Raw genomic sequence first — 18,402 nt, 5'->3', positions numbered from 1 at the left:
TTTCATGGCCATACGCGTGCCTGGACTAACAATTATATAAACATTTTAAGTAACAAAAACAATCAACAAAATTTATATTTAGACCGGAGCGAATACTCCGGTCTAAATATATGTTACTTAAAAAGTATATTCCATACCTACAATGAAGTTACGACCTGGAGCACTCCACCATTGTTCATCTGGATTACTACTCCAGTTATATCTAGCATTAGAATGTTCTGCATAGAATTTGTCAAAAATATTATTAACTTTTACATATGCTTTAATCGTTTTAGACACTTTATAATTCAACCCTAAATCCCAAACCCAATATGTCGTAGCCGGGAAGAAATTATCAACAGCATCCGCTGTCTGTGGGCCAGGTCTATCAATAATACCTTTGCCTAACAATGATGCACTAAATTTCCCCTCATCATAATCTACACCTAAATTCCATGCACCTTTTGGAACATACCCATCCACATTAGCTGCTCTTTGAGCAGTAGCATCCACTATTGTATGAGTATAACCAACAAAAGTAGAAATATTTTTATTAAACTGTTTCCTCAGTTGTACATCCCAACCTCTTGCTTTTTCATCGCCAACGTTAGTATATTTGGGCGCTACATAACCAATACGATCTTTTGAATTTCTCCAGAACATGTGTGCTGAAGCAACTAGTGTATCATCAAATCTGTGATTGATACCAATTTCTTTGGTATCACCTGTTTCTGGCTTTATATTTGGATTTCCATATTTAGCACTATACAAATGTGTTGGAGTAGGCGGAATAAAATATTCACTATAGCTTACATAAACATTGGTTTTATCATTATTAAAGTTGTATCCTAAATTTACACTTGGTGTTGTATGATTACCAAAACCAGAATTTTTATCATGTCGAACTCCAGCAGTTAATTTTAATTGATCAGTAATATTAAATTGATCTTGAATATATACTGCTTTATTAATCATTTTTACACCATCAGCTGTAATAACTTTATCATGGCTATATTCAAAACCAGCTGAAAGAATATGTTTATCATCAAAATTCTTAGTAAATTGATCAGAAATTCTCATAGTTCTGACTTTAGTCAAATAGGCATTAAAATCCGTATCGTAATCTAAATTGATAAAAGATAATTGATTTGTAGTAGTATCATCAAATTTACTGTTTAAAATAAATTTATAATTACTGTTATCTACCGATCCAGGTTTTAAACTTGGTTCCCATAATGCAGTATATTTATAATCAGCTTTATATGAATCATAAGTAGCTGTTAAATCATGCTTCTCTCCGAGTTTCTTTGTTATTTTAAAACTGCTACTCGTAGCATTTGAATAGGCTGGGGTTGTTGTTCCACGACCATCTTTAAAATCACCAATCCTATTTTTACTAACATATGCATCCCAAGACCAATCTTTTTCTTTTCCCTGATGGTTTATAGCATAATTTTCTGTACTAAAGCTTCCTAATTCAGCAGAAATTTTAGTTTTTATTCCCTCAGGTTTAGCTGTAATGATATTAATAACGCCACCTTTTGCATCAGATCCGTACAATGTAGATGCAGAACCTTTTAACACTTCAATTCGTTCTACGTTATCCAGATTTTTTAGCATTACAGCAGATATTTTGTTATTAACATTGTTTATTTTGACACCATCGACAAGAACTACTATTTCATCAGCACCATTAATTTTCAAATTATTGCTGTTGTCGTAGCCAGCTACACTATAATTGCCAATGTATACACCCGGCACCATACGCAATGCCTCAGACAAATCCTGATAATGTCTCTCTTCAATTTCTTTTTTTGTAATTACACTAATATTAGCATTTGCTTTAAACGCCTCAACAGGAGTACGAGTTGCCGTTACAACTATTTCATCTAACAAAAAGTGCTGTGGTTCTTCAGCAGCGTGGCCTACCGTGTACCCCCCCAGATGACACTCCCAGTTATAAGTGCCGTCATCAGTGTACTTTTACTCAAACTCTTTTTCAACATACTCAACTTCCTTTCACAACTTTTTATTATATAGAACAAATCATTTATGCCCAATCTCACATGGCCGCATAAATAATTGATCCAACAAGTAAAAATGCCTTTCTCCTAAAAACAGAGAAAGGCATAAAAACACCAATGTAAAAAACAAAGGCGCAACCTTCCCATCGCTCGCAGGAATATTACTTCGTTAAAACAGGCAGTTCTTCTGGCTCAGATTCAACGCCTTTGCCGCACCTTCCCAGGGGGTTCCCCAGTGGCATTTGCAGCAGGCTCATCTTTACAGCGGCGGGACCGCATCGGCTTATACCGATTTCTCTATTAAGCTTACGCACCTGTTTTTAATTTTCAATTATTAAAAGACTCTACTACTTATTTGGCTGCTTATATGATATAATGTCTTACATGAAGATATAATAAACTATATAGTCACTATATTGTCAACATATTTTTCAATTTTTATTAAATATTATTTAAATATTTTAATGGAGTTGCAATTACTATTATGAACAAAAATTCTGAAAGCTTTTTTACTGCCGGTGAACTGGCTACCCTCTTTAACATTCCTAAACAGACATTGCTTTATTATGACAAAATGAATCTGCTGACGCCAGAATTTATTGCAGAAAACGGCTACAGGCATTATTCATTAAAACAATATCTAACGCTTGAAGTTATTGTTAATTTACGTAAACTGGATATTCCAATTTCTAAAATCAAAGCATACATAGATAATCGGGATATAGATGACTTTGATAAACTTTTAATAGAAAAAGAACGTGAATGCGATGAAATAATTGAAAAAAACCTGAAAATAAAAAACAGCTTAAATACGGTTTTCGCTCAATTAGAGAAAACTCGCAGCAGCAGACTGAACCAGCTAACTTTGGAATTTCAAAAAGAAAAATATTTTTTCATAAGTGATCTCAGTAAAACCAGGATCGGGAAAAAACGAATCGAAATCATGGCTCATCACAATCAAAAAGCTTTTTCCAAACAGCACTTCAAAGAAAAAAATATCGGTTGGATCATAAAAAAAGAAAATTTTTTCAGTAATGATAAAGCTAATACAAACGATGCCTGTGCATTTTTTTCGGCAGTAGGTCCTTCGCATTCCAGGGCTAAATCATGTATCACCCGCCCTTCCGGTCTTTATCTTACTTTACGCTTTAAAGGTACCTTCTATAATCAGGCTCCAGAACTCGCGCTGAAATTCAAAAGTTTTGCTGAAAAAAATGATTTACAGATCATCGGAGATCTGTATGTTTCACCTTTAAAAAATCACTGGGTCACCTCAAATCCTGATGAATATATCAATCAGATATCTATACAGGTTGAATATAAATAAAACTGGCTGAGACGTTGTCTCAGCCAGTTTTATTTAATCAGCTCTTTCTTCCATTTCACCTTCAATATCTAATAATAATTTCTGTAATTCTCGCTTTGTTTCAGCTCTGGCATTCCACATTTGCCTTTGCTCTGCTTCCAGCAGCACTTCGGCAATCCTATGCAAAGCCCAGGGATTCACTTCTTCCATCCACTGACGTATCTGCGGATCAAGTGCGTATTTTGCTGCCAGTTCTTCATACATCCAGTCATCCATAACTTCAGTAGTTGCATCCCACTGATAGCAATGTGCGACATAGTTTCCCATATCAGCAGCACCTTTGTAGCCATGTTCTTTCATGCCGTTGATAAACTTTGGATTCATGATCTCGCCGCGGAAAACCCTTTTTACTTCTGCTTCGATAGTACGAATAACCACATGGTTTTGATCTGTACTGTCTGCACAGTATGTTCTTGGCATTTTTCCGCTGCAGCTGCGCACACCTGCTATCAATCCGCCATGATAAGAATTAAAATCATCCGCGCTCAGTAAATTTATCTCTCTATTATCTATACCCATAACAGTAGCATCAATCTTGCTTAAACGGCGTTTAAAAAGCTCAGGCATATAGGACCCGCTTTCACCGTCACCATAAACGTGAGCGCCCCAACGTACATAGACCTGCGCTAAATCATCGATATTTTCCCAATTTTTTTCTTCCAGAAGATATGCTACGCCCGCGCCATACCCCCCTGGCGGACAACCAAAAATACGGTGTAAAGCCTGCTTTTCAGCTTCTTCTTTAGTAATTCCCTGCTGTGCAAGGTAGTCTATATCCTCATTCATATGCTTGCGAATATAATTTATTTCTTCATTTTCGTCAAGACTAGCCGCAAATTTAACCGCTTTATCCAATAATGTTACTACACAGGGCATACTATCGCGCATCATGCCTGTAATTCTTGCTGTAGCATCAATACGCGGCCGCTTAAGTTCTGTAATGCTCATTGCTTCAAGTCCAATTACCCTGCCGATGCCTTTTTGCCAGATCGGCCTGATTCCAAGCAGATAAAGAAATTGTGCAAAGCTTACACCATGAGTACGCATATCAGATCCCATGACCATACCAATAGTTTCAGGATATTTTCCTTCATCAGCAATGTATGCTTCAATAACGCCTTCCGCTCTTGCTTTGCCAACTTCCCATGCTACTTTGGTTGGCAGGGTCTGGGGATCGACGCCATAAAAATTTCTTCCTGTCGGCAGTACATCGGCTCTGCCATTAGTAGGTGCACCAGCTACAGAGGGTTCAATAAATTCTCCATTCAATCCTCTAAGAGTATTATTCAGTTCATCTACCGTTTTAGCAAGATTGGGAACCAAATCGCTGCAAATATAACGGCATACAGTTAGAAATTGTTCTCTTAAATCATCAGGCATTGACGCATAATCCTGCAGCTGCAGCAATTCCTGCACATAATCAGCATTAAAGTCCGTAGCGGCCAAAGCTTCCAAAACAGTCATACTTTCAGCACGTATCCTGTCTGCTAATTTACCATAAGTCAGGCCAAGTTGCGGTATTTTTTGCGCGCTGTTTTCCAATAAAGTATAGTAATCAAATCCATAATGCTCAGCAAGAACTTTGGCTAAAGAAGGTACTGTTCCGTTTTCGAGCCTGCTCATTGCCAAAAGATATTCCAGCAAAGGTTTATCGACAGGAGGCTCGCCTAAAATATGTAATCCTACACGTATCTGCATGTTTTTGATGTCTGTAAGATAGTTATGAAGCTTGCCTACATATGCTTCAAAGTCATTTTCTTCTTTGATTTCATTATTGAGATTACATTCAGCAGCTTTTTCCCTTATCAGGTCCGCAGTATTGCCCAGCTTATCCTGTTCATTATCTTTAAAATCAAGGTATTCGTCAAGCAGCGCTTCCAATTCAGCCATATTATCATAAAGCCCAGAGGTGCTCATCGGAGGCGTAAGGTAATCAACAAGGCAGGCAGCACTGCGCCTCTTAGCCTGTATCCCTTCACCAATAACAGTAACTATATAATGATATAAATTAGGTAAATCTCCCAGACAAATATCTGGATAGCAGCCGTCAGATAATCCTGCGGCTTTACCGGGGAGCCACTCAACAGAACCATGTGTTCCAACGTGTATTACTGCATCAGCCTGCCATATTTCCCTTAGCCAATAATAAAATGCGAGATAGTGATGCGTAGGCGGGGCTACAGGGTCATGATAAATTTTTCCGCAATCTTCCCCGAAGCCACGTGGCGGCTGAACTGTAATAATTACATTGCCATTTGCAAGCCCCGGTATAAGAAGTTTTTCGTCATAATTAAAAACATTACCTAATGGTGCTCCCCATCCTTCAATCATTTTTTCCCTGACAGCTTGAGGTAAATTATCAAATAATTTGCTGTAGTCTTCTATTCCTACTTTACCAATGGCTTCCTGAATTTGCTTTTCGGTCATAAACCTTCTGTCGTTAGTAGCGCAGGCAATTACCTCTTCCATAAAAAGTTTACTGTTTTCAGGAATATGGTCTATTGCATATCCTTCCTGCTTTAAAGCAGCCAAAAGTAACCTTACACTTTCAGGTGAGTCCATGCCAAGCGCAGTACCTATGTTTGAATTTGTAGGCGGATAATTATGGAAGATGATTGCGATTTTTTTATCTTTGTTCGCTTTACGCCTTAATGCTGCCCATTTAGACGCTTTACTTACAAGACGCTTTATTCTTTTTAACATGGGTACATAATAAATTATATTGTCTGCGTCTTTGTATTTTCCCGCAACAGGCACACTATGCAGTGCTCCATCAAATTCAGGCATAGTGATACTGATTGCAACTTCAACAGCGCTCATACCCTGAATATTATCCTGCCATTCTTCTGTAGAACGCATTAAAGTATACGCTTGTAAAAATGGTACGTTCAAATTTTTTAATACTGTCAGTTCCATTGACCCAGACGCTGTCAAAGAAAACTTTATTGTATTTATCAAGCAGTCAATTACTGTTTTTCCATCTTTAATAAAATATTTATTTACTGCTTCATCAAGTCCCGGTGCTCCCATTTCAGGATTTTTTACACCATGGCTGAATACAGCAATAATGTTGACCTTTTGTTTAGAACACTCTTCTATAAGTGCTTTTTGATAGGCCAGATTATCAAGAAGCCATTCGTTACGGTAAAAGATAAGTCCAATAGTCGGATAATCAGGATTGCAGAAATTTTCCTGATATTCTTCCAGCGAAGTATATATTTTATCGGCTTCAGGATGATAAATTCCGTTCCACAACATTTGCTGCGGTTGTTTATATTCCAACTCCTCCTTGCAAAAACGACATAAAAGCCAGAGCCAGAGATTTTTAAAGTTTTCAATACCTCCGTATACCCCGTATTTGGCTGCCAAAACATGATCAGCTGCTTCAAAAGCATTACTGGCATTTCCCTCCGCTTCTCCTCCGGCATGTATCTTAAATGCGATACCTTTGTTTTGCAGATAAGCGAGCGCACCTTGAAGATACGGCGTTTCCAGTGTTACACCCATCCACTCTATAAGGACGACTTCGCTTCCTTCCAGTAATTGCTGCCAATAGCTGTCCCACAAGCATCCATCAGTTACTAAATAAGCAGCACATTCATTTTTGATGATATTTTCTTCTTTTAAACGATTCAGAGATTTTTTTACCAGTGAGTAGTAACCATCAGTATTACTTAAAATTACAACTTTAGCCATTTATTTCACTCCATTATCATACATGATATTACTTAATTATTTTTGATAATTGCTATGATAAACTATATAGTGATTATATTGTCAATCAAAACAAAAGAATCTCTGAAAACAACCAGAGATTCTTTTGTTGCAAATACTTATTTTAATAGCCCTTTATCAGCTTCTCACTGCTCATATCAAAAACATTACCATAAGCAGCATTAGCAATACCTTTTATCGCATAAACACAATTTTGTGTTGCACTGTACAAATACCGATCAGGTATAGGCTTTATATTATTTAAGCCTCTAAGCCCCTGCAGCGCAGGATCATTAAAATATTCTTTTTGAAAGTTTCGGCTGGCTTCAGTTACCATTTTACGAGGTGCAGAAACCATAAAAAAATCAGGATCACATGCCACTACAAGTTCTTTAGGTACAAACTGTCCATTATATAAGCCCATTTTAGCAATCCCATTAGAAATACGCGCTTTACCACACAGCTCGTCAAACATACAGCCCTTGCCTCCGTAGCTTGTCATCTGCGATACAAGCATTCCAACGGGAATAGGATCAGTTCTTTTCTGCAGTGTCGCAGAAATCTCGTTGAGTTGTCTGTCCATTTCATTTATTACGTTCATGCCTGCTTCCTGTTCTCCAACAGCATCCGCTATCATCAAAACAGTATTTTTCACTTCTGCTACAGTATCAGGACCTTTACAGACAATTACGCTAAACCCCAGATCTCTATAGCCTTGTATCATTTCTGGCTTGGTCCATGTTGAGGCAATTATAAGGTCCGGTTTTAATTTCAAAACTGTTTCAAAAGGATAAAGGTATAATTTTACAGGTATTTTTTCGCTTTCTTCAACAATCCAGGATATACCCGGATCAGGCGCTGTCTGATGAACTGCAACCAGACGCTCTGGCTGTACCATGCCTAAAGTCATTACATCAAAGCCTAAGGATAAGGTTAAAATACGTTTTGCTTTTTCAGGTATTCTGACTGTTGTTCCTTCATAATCTCTTATAGTCCGTACTTTGCTGTTGTTACCGGAAATATCTAAGTTATCTGCGGCACAGCCTGATAATAAAAGACTGCTTATCCATAACAGCACAAAAATCTTTTTTAACATATTCTATCATCTTCTACAACAGGATTTAAATAGGCCAGTGTCTGAAACTTATCAAAAATATCTGCCAACAGAAACTTCCATCCGGTAATACCGGCATAAGGTCTTTCATGTACGACAACACCCTGATATGGCAGCAAAACATTCATAAAAACGGTATTTTTATAATTCGCTGCTTCAACTCTTGTTTGTGTATTTCCCAAAACTAAATCAAGATAATTTTTTCGTATATGCTTATCTGAATAACCTTTCCATTCCCTGGTCAGGCAAAATATTTCACTCATTATGCTACTTTCAACCGGCCCTTCCAATCTTAAGTAAATATCATTTAAGTCAGGGAATTCACTTACCAGAGCTTTTACTATACCCATAGCCATTCCCTGGGTAAGACATAAATAGGCATTACCAAAAGAGATATTTTTATTGTTTGCTTTCAATTGAAAAATAGCAGTGTCAATTTTTTCCTGATTATAAGCTATCTCATTTTCAATTGCTGAGAAATCTGGTTGCATATTTAGAGCAGCAGTAATTTTTTGCAGCCACTGTAATGAATTTTGCATTCCATACGGTATAGGTGCAATAACATATTCCTGCCCTAATCTTTCTTTTAAAAATTCAACCGCATTAAGCCCCAGCTCAGGATGCAAAACCACATTTAGCGCTGCTTCCGGTAATTCTTCAAGATCTTTCATCGCAACGCCATCTGCACCAAAACAAATACCTACTTCAATATTTATTTTCTGCAGCATTCGCTTTATTTCAAGAAGATCACCCAACCAGTTAGGATAAGCAGTACACCAGCCAATGATGTTTACTTTATTGTTTTTTCGCTTGCGATCAGTTTTTAAATTCAGGCTTTCTAATAGTTTTTGCGCGGCAATTTGATACCCATGCCAAAATTCTCCGCGTAACCCACCACTGTCCATCGGAATTACAGGACAACCCATATCAGCACTTTTGCAAATACCTTTCAAGTCATCTCCAATAAGGCTTACAGAACAGCTGTTAAGCACCGCAATCAAATCTGGTTTCTGTTCATTTTTTATTTCGTCTAAAGCCGACTGCATCGCCTCATCAGCACCATAAAGCAAATCAACTTCTTTAACTTCGGAGCAGAACATTTGTTTTTCATACTTTTTTTCGGCAGCAGCCATCTCTCTTTCAGCAACCATGGCACACCATCTTGGTCCATTTATCAAAATCGAGCTGTTTTTTATACTTAAAAACAAGGATGCGGCGCCGGCCAATTCACACCTGCTCTGACACGGCAGCCATCTGCTCAGATCTACATCAGTATTCATATATAATCCTCCTGCCACTGCCTTGAATAGCAGCAATAGTTTTTTTGAGAAGATTTTTTACACCCCATATACCAACCTGATGTATTGAAAGACATAATTGGTGCGGGACATTGATCAGATCTGTTGTCGTTAAAACAAAATCCACATTATTCTGCCAATATGAAATTGCTTCTTCTTCATAAAAAGCAGCTTCTGTAAATTCACGCAGACGTAGTTTATGTTCTTCTTTTTCTTTATTTGTAAGATCATTATGAAAAATAACAGCTTTTAAATCAAGGCCTGCAGACTTTAATGTTTTTACATGATTTTCTGCATCAAAAAATCTGCGTGGAAATCCTATAACAAGAACATATTTTTTACATTGAAGTTCTTTTCTGGTTTCTTCCAATATATTTTTCATAACAGTCTTTTCCTGCTCTACAACATATTTTCCCAAATCATTTTCCTGAAGAAGATTTCCTAATCCTGACAGCCATTCATAGGTCCCCTCTATACCAATAGGATAATTGTAAGGATAACAATAGGCATTATATCTTACAGCCAGATTATGCGCATATACCTGTAATTTATTGAAATACTCATGCGATATACCTACCGGTATGATCAAATCAACGTCAGCAATCATCTCAAATTCCTGTTTTGTCATCACATTCGGTGGAAATAATATTTTCTCAAATCCAAAGTTTTTCAATAATCTTTTTATTTCCTTTATATTGTTCTCATTACCGGTACCAATATTTTCTCCTAAAATCATTGCTGTTTTAGGATGATTTACCTGCTTTTCTCTAACAGGAGCAAAACGTTCTAAAAGATATTCCAATATTCTTATATTATTATCTACATAATGTTTACTCATAAATCCAGCACCGGGCACAGTGATAACAGGTATTCCAGAAATAGTTTCTACTTCTTTGCCTACAGACTCTACATCATCACCTATAACGCCTGCCGTGCAGCCTGCAACTACCACTATATACTGTACATTGGGTAATTTTATAATATCAAGCAGACATTTACGCAAAATCTTCTCGCCGCCAAAAATTGCTTCTTTATCTGAAATACCAGTTACAAAAAGATTATTATAATCGGGCAGAGGAAGTTTTGGATCACGCAAAAAAGCCCGACGTCTGATATTCCAAAAGCTGCTTAATGCCAGATGCGAACAGGCTTTGGGTGTATGCAAAACAACAATTGCACCAGGATTACATGCTACCGCTAAATACGCGCTTCCCAAGTTGCAATAAACCTGGCTCTTGCGTTCGGATTGTCTGATCATATATCCGCCTCCGAAAATTTTATTCTCTCAATGAACAGGCAGCTCCAAATGCAACTGTAAATTGAGGATGTTCTAAAACATTTACATCCGTAAATAATTCTTCTTCAATGGCTTCCGCTAAAGCCGTGTTATTGGCTGAACCTCCATCTAAATATACTTCTTCAACATTTTCCGTGCCCATCATTCCAGCTATACGTCTTGCAATAGACTCGTGTAAGCCTTTTATGATCGCTTCTTTTGGTGTTCCTTTGGCTAAAAGTGAAACAATCTCGCTTTCAGCAAATACAACACAGGTACTATTTATCGCTGCAGCAGACGCAGCCTGTTCAGATAATGCCGCAAATTCATAAATTGAAGTATCCAATATTCTGGCCGCCATTTCAAAAAAGCGACCGGTTCCAGCTGCACATTTATCATTCATTTTAAATTCTGCTAATTTTCCGTTATCGTCCAATTTTATTATTTTAATATCCTGACCACCGATGTTAATAATTACTCTGGCTGTACTCCCACTTAATAAATAGATTCCAAGAGCATTAGCCGAAACTTCATCAATTATTTTATCAGCACTGCTGATAAGATTTTTACCATATCCTGTAGCAGCAATCCCAAAAATATCTCCAGCAGAGATCTTAAGCTCCTGCATACCTTCTTCGATGACTCTACTAGCTAAAGCTTCCTGCCCTGGAGCAGTAGGTACCGCTTTATACCAGGCAAATATATTATTTTTAACAAACGCTACTTTTATGGCGGTGCTTCCCAAATCTACACCAACTGAATACTGCATTTATAAACCTCCTTATAATGTCTGTTTAAAAGCTTCTAGCCTCGTTAAAATATTCTGGCTGTCCTCTTTTCCATAATCTGTTTCTATCTTTATAAATTTCAGGCCATGTTCTTTTAATTTCCGTTCTATCGTTATTGCTTCAATATCGTATGGATGGCAGCCTTTTAACAAATTAAAGATTACCCCTTTTATATTGAATTCCTTTGCTGTTGCAATTATATTGTTCACACGTCTTGAATTGTCAGCAAAGGTAGGACAGACACAAGCCTTATGATACCTTTCGGCAATCGCTCTCAACATTCCATATTCAGAAGTATCATTATAAATTATTCCACCCGGCATAATTCTCTCAGAAGAACAAATATCATCAGCAGCAACCTTTATACCAGCCTGTTCAATAAGCTGCAAAAGTTTTAAATTTGGGAATATGACAGGTGAACCGGCAACAAATACTCTATTATCATTTTCCTGTATTTTCTGCTGTTGCAGTTTTTCTATGATTTTAGTTACATGTTCTGTCCAAACTTCCAGCTTGTCAAGCATAAAAGTATTGGTTATGGCGGTGTACCAGACCCCTGATAATTGACCACGTCGTTTTAATTTAGTCAATTCATCCAGTATGACCCAGACGTTCATAACTTTATTGATAGAATCCTGCAATTTTTTCGGTTTAAGTTTTTGTCCTGTTATTTGTTCTAAAAGCTGTTTCAAACAGAATATTTCTTCAAGCCATCTGTTTTGGCTTTTTTCTGTTTCTTTTAAATGCGGTAATTCCAAATAATGGATATTATCTGCTTCCTGCCGCATGATTTCCGGTAATTTTACAACCCAGTCACAGGTAGTCGGCAAAACAACAGCTTTATAATCAGCAAAACTTTCCTGCTGCAAATCAAAGTTGCCCATAAATGATTTAAGCATCGGGCACATCAGTACTGGCAGATAAGATGCTGCCAGACGCTGCACCGTATGAGACCCGCCACATAGCTTGACAGGATGCAGATCAAAAGCATCAAAAAGTTCAAACGGAGCCTGAATACAAAAGATACCGGCTAATTGTTTATTTACTCGCGCTTGGAGTTTTTGTGCCGAAAAAGGACTCGCAAGCAGCTGTAAAAAATATTCATATTCACCGAAAAAATCATCACGGTTTTTCAGTATTGCAATTTCCTGTAAATATTCTTCTTCTGTCTTTTGCAATACTTTCTCATAACGCCTTTTTTTCCGTTCGTCCACAAGGTTTGGAGTATTATTCATTTTTTTTACCAACTGCTTTCTTAAATTTCTTAATAAAATAATCCCTGGAAGAAATAAAAATATTTTTATCTAAAAAGCTCAGTTTTAAAACATTATTTTCAGGGCAAGCCTGCATACACTGGGTACATAAAATGCAGTCCTCAGTCATTACCTGCCTGTTCTTTTTTTCCAAGTGAACTTCCCGTATATCCATAGGGCACACCCTTTGACAATTTCCACACCCACTGCAGCCATCAGCCCATTTTGTAAACCGTACAGGGCTCAATTTATCAAATAACTGAATCAGCGGCAGCATCGGACAGACCATACAAAAAAATCTGTCTTTAAAAAAACTACCTATAATTGTAATCGCTGCAAACGATATGCTGATTATTGAAATAGTCAGTGTTGACAAGTTGCTGTATTCAAGTCCAAACCTTCTTATATCCCCTGCAAACAGCGGCATAATCGGTCGAGCCGGACAAATTTTGCAAAACAGAATATAAAAATCACTAGAAAGTCCCAAAAAGGCAATCAAAAGCGGTACAACTAAAATAATTGCTAAAAAAATATATTTTATCGGTTTAATCATTGTGCGTATGGTCCACGAGAATTCGATTTCCCTGATTCCAATTTTTTTGCGCAGCGTACTCAAAACATCTAATAAGCTGCCAAATGGACATATCCATCCGCACCAAAATTTTGAAAGAAGGATGACGGAAAGTGCAAAAACAAGAAACCACAATAAATTTTGCAAGCCAATATAAGTAAACATCCTGTCATAAGCGGCAATTCCAAAAATTCCCACTCTTTGAAAAAACATTAAAAAGCAGTAACCACCGCAGCCTGCAACATATGGACAGGCAAAACAGGGCAGTGCATATCCAAGATTAACACCAAACCTACCGCCATAGGTCAAAATGAAAAAACTAAAGGCCTGCACTGATAAACGCATCTTATTTATAAGCATTTCCAAAAGGCCTCCTTAAATAGAACCAAATTCCGGCTGCACTAATAGCGCTTACCGCCAAAAATAATATTATTCCCTGCTTAATATCCAGATAGCCATAACGCGAATCATAAACATTTATGTTTAATGTGCTGGTAATTTTAGCGCCATTTTCTTCATCTTGAATAATAAATATCGTACTTTTGGCTCTGTTATCAGGCGTAACCGTTAACGCAGCCGCTTTAGCTGCCGTATAGGTAAAGGCTCCATCAGCATCTGGTTTCAATCTTTCAGTCTGTTTTTGTCCATCAATCAGAACTGTGACTTCTTTTTCTGTTTCAGCAAGTCCTGTTTTACTGGCGGCAATATATTTAAAGAACAGCTTCTGTCCAGTTTGCGGATAATAATTATAGTCCATTTCAAATCGAGGCACGATCAATTTGATTACAGCAGGCTCAGAATCAGTAAAATTTTTTTTGTTCCAACTGTCGCCATAAAGAGAAAAGTTGCTTTGGGCCGTATAGTATTTTCCCTGATAAGAAAGTTTTACTAAAACATTACAGGAAGTACTGACTGGCGCGGCTACTTTAAAAACAGTTTTCCCGCCGATATTTTCAGCCTGCAGCTCTTCTGTTTTCTCGCCATTATGGCCACGACGAAATCGATACAGACATTGTGCGGCTATAATATCTTTATCCATTACCTGAAGATCTGTATTCCCCTGTTTCAGGATAACTTCACAAAAAGCTGAACCATCATTAGTATATTTAATATCGCCCTGCTGCAGCCAAATATAGTTTTCTGCTGCCAAAGCACTGCTGCAAACCGTTATAAAAATACCCATGATCAAAAGAATACAGCAAAACAAGCCCTGCTGTCCGTCACACAAGCTAACCTTCTTTACCATCTGCTCACCAACTTTTAAAATTTATCATTTTGAAGTATTATCACTGCGTTCTTCTAATTCGCCTTCCATTGATAAATACAATTTTTGCAGTTCGGCTTTCGTTTCAGGCTTAGCAGCCCACAAATTTCTTTGCTCTGCTTCAAGTAAAACTGCAGCAATCCTCTGCAGCGCCCAGGGATTAACTTCGTTAAACCAGTCCTGCATATCCTTGTCCAACGCATATTTTTCAGCAAACTTTTCGTACATCCAGTCTTCCATAACAGCGCTGGTGGCATCCCATTGGAAGCAATGATCTACATATGTTGCCAGATCACCTGCGCCTTTATAGCCAAATTCTTTCATACCATTGATGTATTTTGGATTTATTGCCTCACCTCTGAATAGTCTTTTTACTTCCTCATCCAGAGTCCGAATAACCACGTGCTGTCTGTCAGAACTATCGCTGCAGTAATTTTTAGGCATCTCACCTTTGATACTTCTTACAGCGGCGATCATGCCGCCACGATACGCATTATAATCGTCAGAATTAAGTAAATTCGATTCTCTGTTATCAATATTACTTAATGTTATTTCCAGCTTGGACATTCTTTGAGTAAAAAGATCGGGACGATAGTCGCCTTTTTCTCCTTCACCGTAAACATGTCCGCCCCAACGCACATACACCTGAGCAATATCGTCAATATTTTCCCAATTACGTGCTGCCAAAAGCGCGCTTACACCAGCGCCATGTGCCCCCGGCGGATCACCAAAAAGCCTGTAGGATGCCTGTTTCCATGCTCTTTCCGCATCAACACCTTCACTTTCAAGTCTTTGAGACTCTTCAACAATATGCTTACGAACAAAATTATCTTCAAAACTTTCGTCTAATTCGGCTACCATTTTTACAGCTTTATCCAGCCAGCAAACAGCGCCTGGCAAAGTGTCTCTAAACAGACTGCTTATTCTTCCTGTAATATCGACACGTGGGCGCTGCAGTTCCTGCAGTGGTATTACTTCTATATCAATAACTTTCAGGCTGCCTTTTTGCCAAACAGGCCGTACGCCCATCAAAGCCATGAATTCAGCCATACATTGTCCGTGCGAACGCATATTATAGGTTGCCCATAACAAAATTCCTACGCTTTCAGGATAACGGCCTTCTTCACTTATAAATTTATTAATAACATCTTCCGCCATTTGTGAGCCTATTTTCCAGGCCACTGGCGTAGGCAAAAGCTGCGGGTCTACGCCATAAAAATTCCTTCCCGTCGGCAGAATATCGCCCCCACCGCTGGTTGGAGCTCCGGCTGCACTTGGCTCAATATATTCTGCAGCAAGCGCGCGCCAAAAATTACTGCGTTCTAATGTCGTAAGCTGCAAATTAGGATACAGCCTGTCACAAATATAGCCGGCAACCAGCAGCAGCTCTTGTCTGGACTCATCAGAAAGGACTTTCACAAAAGCCAGATCAGCGATCTGTTTTTCTGATACTACAAATCCATTTTCAGACAAAGTTCTGATCAAGGTCAGACATTCTTTGTTTACTGTATCAAGTAATACACCATAACTTTTGCTGCCGTCCGGAAGCAGCCTGCTGCTGTTGTCCATCAGATCATAATAATCATATCCATAAGCAGCTGCCAAAACTTTCGGTAATGAAGGTATACTTCCGTTTTCTAATTTTGTCAGTGCAAAAAGATATTCTATCAATTTTTCTCCCGCAGGAGGGTTTCCCAATATATGCAATCCCGTTGTCATCTGCATATTTTTTAAGTCGGTAAGATATGTGTGTAGTCTTCCTACATACCCATCAAAATCAGCAAATTCACTTTCCTTCACTTCATCATTCAGGTCTGCGTCAGCCGCTTTTTCTCTTATTTGCAGCATAACTTCTGTGAGGTCAGCATCTCTATCCTGTTTAAAATGGCCATATTCTTCCAAAGCCTTTTCCAGTTCAGCCAATTCTCCGTAAACGCCCGCTAAACTTAAAGGAGCAGATAAATAACTGATCAGGCAGGCTGCACTGCGTCTTTTGGCCTGTATCCCTTCGCCAATATCGACAATCCAATAGGGATAGATATTAGGCAGGTCACCAGTGCAAATATCCGGATAACATTCATTGGATAAAGCTGTCCCTTTGCCTGGCAGCCACTCCAAAGAGCCATGCGTACCTACATGGACCATAGCATCAGCGCCCCAAATATCACGCAGCCAGCTGTAAAACGCAAGATAGTGATGTGTAGGCGCACAATCTGGAGAATGATAAATTTTATCAGGATCTTCACCAAAACCTCGCGGCGGTTGTACGGTAATAAAAATATTGCCATTTAAAGTTCCTGGCACCAGTAGAAAATCATCATATTTGAAAACGTCACCCGGTGCAGGGCCCCAGTCAAGTTCCAAACGCTTCTGAACTTTTTCTGGCAGAGTTTGATAAAATTTCTGATATTCTGCTGATGTCATTTTGCCGTAGGCATTTTTTATCAGGCTGTCATTCATAAAATTACGGTCATTAGTGGCGTGTTCGATAAGTTCATTAATAAATTCCTGCCTGTCTGCCGGCAGGCGATCAACTTTGTATCCCTGGTCTTTTAAATCCTGCAGAAACAGTCTTATACTTTCGATAGAGTCAATTGCACAGGCACTGCCGATATTGGAATTTGTCGGTGGGTTATTATGAAAAACGATCGCAATCTTTTTATCATAATTTCTCTTGCGTTTTAAAACAGCCAGCTTTTTGGCTTTTCTGATCAGCATCTTCATCCGTTCCGGTATAACCTGTGTCAGCTGCCTGCCTTCGTCATCTCTTTCGTTAGTTGTTACAGGAGTTCCATGAATAATGCCGTCAAACTCAGGCAAGCTAACGCTATATGATATTTCCATAGCGCTCATTCCATCAAAATTTTCGTACCATTCCTGATATGTGCGGTATAAAGTATAGGCTTGTAAGACAGAAATATTCATTTTTTCTAAATCATCAAGCGCACAGGCTCGAATGGTAAATAATGAAAACTTGATAGTATTGATAAAGACATCGGCAACAGCCTGCCCCGCCTGAAGCAAATATCTGTTCATTGCACCTTTGAAACCTTCACACCCGTTGTCACTGTCTGGAGCGCTTGTGGAAAAAAAGCATAAAGGATTACAATGCTGAGCTTCTATTTCTTTTATAATCGCATCGGCAAAAACAGTATTATTCCACAACCAGTCATTTCTGTAAAAAACAACCGCTATCGTTGGCTGCTCTGCTTTAAAGAACTCTTTTTTATATTCTTTAAGATCTGTATAAATTTTGTCTGCAGCAGGATGATAAATACCATCCCAGGGCAAATTAACAGGCGGTTTTGCGATTTTCTCAGCTCCAGTCTGATTCTGGCTGAGCCATAGCCATAAATTACACCAGTTTTGCAAACCGCCATAAACATAATATTGCTTAACGATTTGTATTTCAGGTTCTGTAAAAACAGCCTGCAGCACATCTTCCGGATTACCGCTCATCAAATAAAGATGTTTTATCTGCCGTTTCTGTAAAAAAGCTGAGGATTCTGATAAAAACTTTGTATTTAACCCGGTGCCCATCCACGGGAAAATTATCACATCAAAATCAGTAAAAGTTTTTTCCCACGCCTTTTCCCAGGAAGCATCGCTTTGCAGATAGCAAACCTGCCCCTTTAGGCTCTCAGGATACTGTTCCTGCACTTTCTCCAAAGCATCCTGCAACAATGCCGCTGTTTGTTCCATATTGGTGACAAATAAAATTTTTTTCATACTGTTCTCCACCATGATCCAAGTTT

11 protein-coding genes and 1 riboswitch are annotated in these 18,402 nt (G+C 38.3%); of the genes, 1 reads left to right on the top strand and 10 read right to left on the bottom strand.

Annotated features, from left to right (window positions below; all coding sequences use genetic code 11):
• Nucleotides 1-117 precede the first annotated feature (117 nt).
• The gene (locus tag Q4G98_RS00210; protein ID WP_298563933.1) at nucleotides 118-1,875 is read right to left on the bottom strand and encodes a TonB-dependent siderophore receptor; all 1,758 of its coding nucleotides are present in this window, start codon (nucleotides 1,873-1,875) and stop codon (nucleotides 118-120) included.
• Between the two features lie 287 nt (nucleotides 1,876-2,162).
• Nucleotides 2,163-2,336, bottom strand: a riboswitch (cobalamin riboswitch).
• 151 nt (nucleotides 2,337-2,487) lie between these two features.
• On the opposite strand from Q4G98_RS00210, the gene Q4G98_RS00205 reads away from it, so the two are divergent.
• Complete coding sequence (locus tag Q4G98_RS00205) at nucleotides 2,488-3,330, top strand: MerR family transcriptional regulator (protein WP_298563931.1); 843 nt, start codon at nucleotides 2,488-2,490, stop codon at nucleotides 3,328-3,330.
• A gap of 33 nt (nucleotides 3,331-3,363) precedes the next feature.
• Here the strand turns inward: Q4G98_RS00205 and cobN (Q4G98_RS00200) are convergent, their stop codons facing one another.
• The 9 genes from cobN (Q4G98_RS00200) to cobN (Q4G98_RS00160) form a co-directional block, all read right to left on the bottom strand.
• Entirely contained in the window at nucleotides 3,364-7,065 is a 3,702-nt protein-coding gene (gene cobN, locus Q4G98_RS00200) for a cobaltochelatase subunit CobN (protein WP_298563929.1), read from the bottom strand.
• Nucleotides 7,066-7,207: 142 nt separating this feature from the next.
• Complete coding sequence (locus tag Q4G98_RS00195) at nucleotides 7,208-8,179, bottom strand: ABC transporter substrate-binding protein (protein ID WP_298563927.1); 972 nt, start codon at nucleotides 8,177-8,179, stop codon at nucleotides 7,208-7,210.
• A complete protein-coding gene (locus Q4G98_RS00190) occupies nucleotides 8,173-9,477 on the bottom strand; it encodes a nitrogenase component 1 (RefSeq protein WP_293718053.1) in 1,305 nt (434 codons plus the stop codon). Before Q4G98_RS00190 ends, Q4G98_RS00195 begins: the two co-directional genes overlap by 7 nt.
• Nucleotides 9,467-10,753 carry a nitrogenase component 1 gene (locus Q4G98_RS00185; protein ID WP_298564704.1) on the bottom strand — a complete coding sequence of 429 codons (1,287 nt, stop codon included), beginning with the start codon at nucleotides 10,751-10,753 and terminating at the stop codon, nucleotides 9,467-9,469. Before Q4G98_RS00185 ends, Q4G98_RS00190 begins: the two co-directional genes overlap by 11 nt.
• A gap of 19 nt (nucleotides 10,754-10,772) precedes the next feature.
• A complete protein-coding gene (locus tag Q4G98_RS00180; RefSeq protein WP_298564703.1) occupies nucleotides 10,773-11,540 on the bottom strand; it encodes an acyl-CoA dehydratase activase in 768 nt (255 codons plus the stop codon).
• Nucleotides 11,541-11,552: 12 nt separating this feature from the next.
• Nucleotides 11,553-12,794 carry a 2-hydroxyacyl-CoA dehydratase subunit D gene (locus Q4G98_RS00175; protein WP_298564701.1) on the bottom strand — a complete coding sequence of 414 codons (1,242 nt, stop codon included), beginning with the start codon at nucleotides 12,792-12,794 and terminating at the stop codon, nucleotides 11,553-11,555.
• Complete coding sequence (locus Q4G98_RS00170) at nucleotides 12,787-13,743, bottom strand: 4Fe-4S binding protein (protein ID WP_298564700.1); 957 nt, start codon at nucleotides 13,741-13,743, stop codon at nucleotides 12,787-12,789. The genes Q4G98_RS00175 and Q4G98_RS00170 overlap by 8 nt, the downstream gene beginning before the upstream one ends.
• The gene (locus Q4G98_RS00165; RefSeq protein ID WP_298564699.1) at nucleotides 13,730-14,629 is read right to left on the bottom strand and encodes a hypothetical protein; all 900 of its coding nucleotides are present in this window, start codon (nucleotides 14,627-14,629) and stop codon (nucleotides 13,730-13,732) included. The genes Q4G98_RS00170 and Q4G98_RS00165 overlap by 14 nt, the downstream gene beginning before the upstream one ends.
• A gap of 24 nt (nucleotides 14,630-14,653) precedes the next feature.
• On the bottom strand, nucleotides 14,654-18,391 hold the full coding sequence (gene cobN, locus Q4G98_RS00160) for a cobaltochelatase subunit CobN (protein WP_298564697.1): 3,738 nt from the start codon (nucleotides 18,389-18,391) through the stop codon (nucleotides 14,654-14,656).
• Between the last annotated feature and the right edge of the window lie 11 nt (nucleotides 18,392-18,402).

The organism is uncultured Phascolarctobacterium sp. (assembly GCF_958349595.1).
Lineage (GTDB): Bacteria > Bacillota > Negativicutes > Acidaminococcales > Acidaminococcaceae > Phascolarctobacterium.
This window is presented reverse-complemented; position numbering and strand designations above follow the sequence as displayed.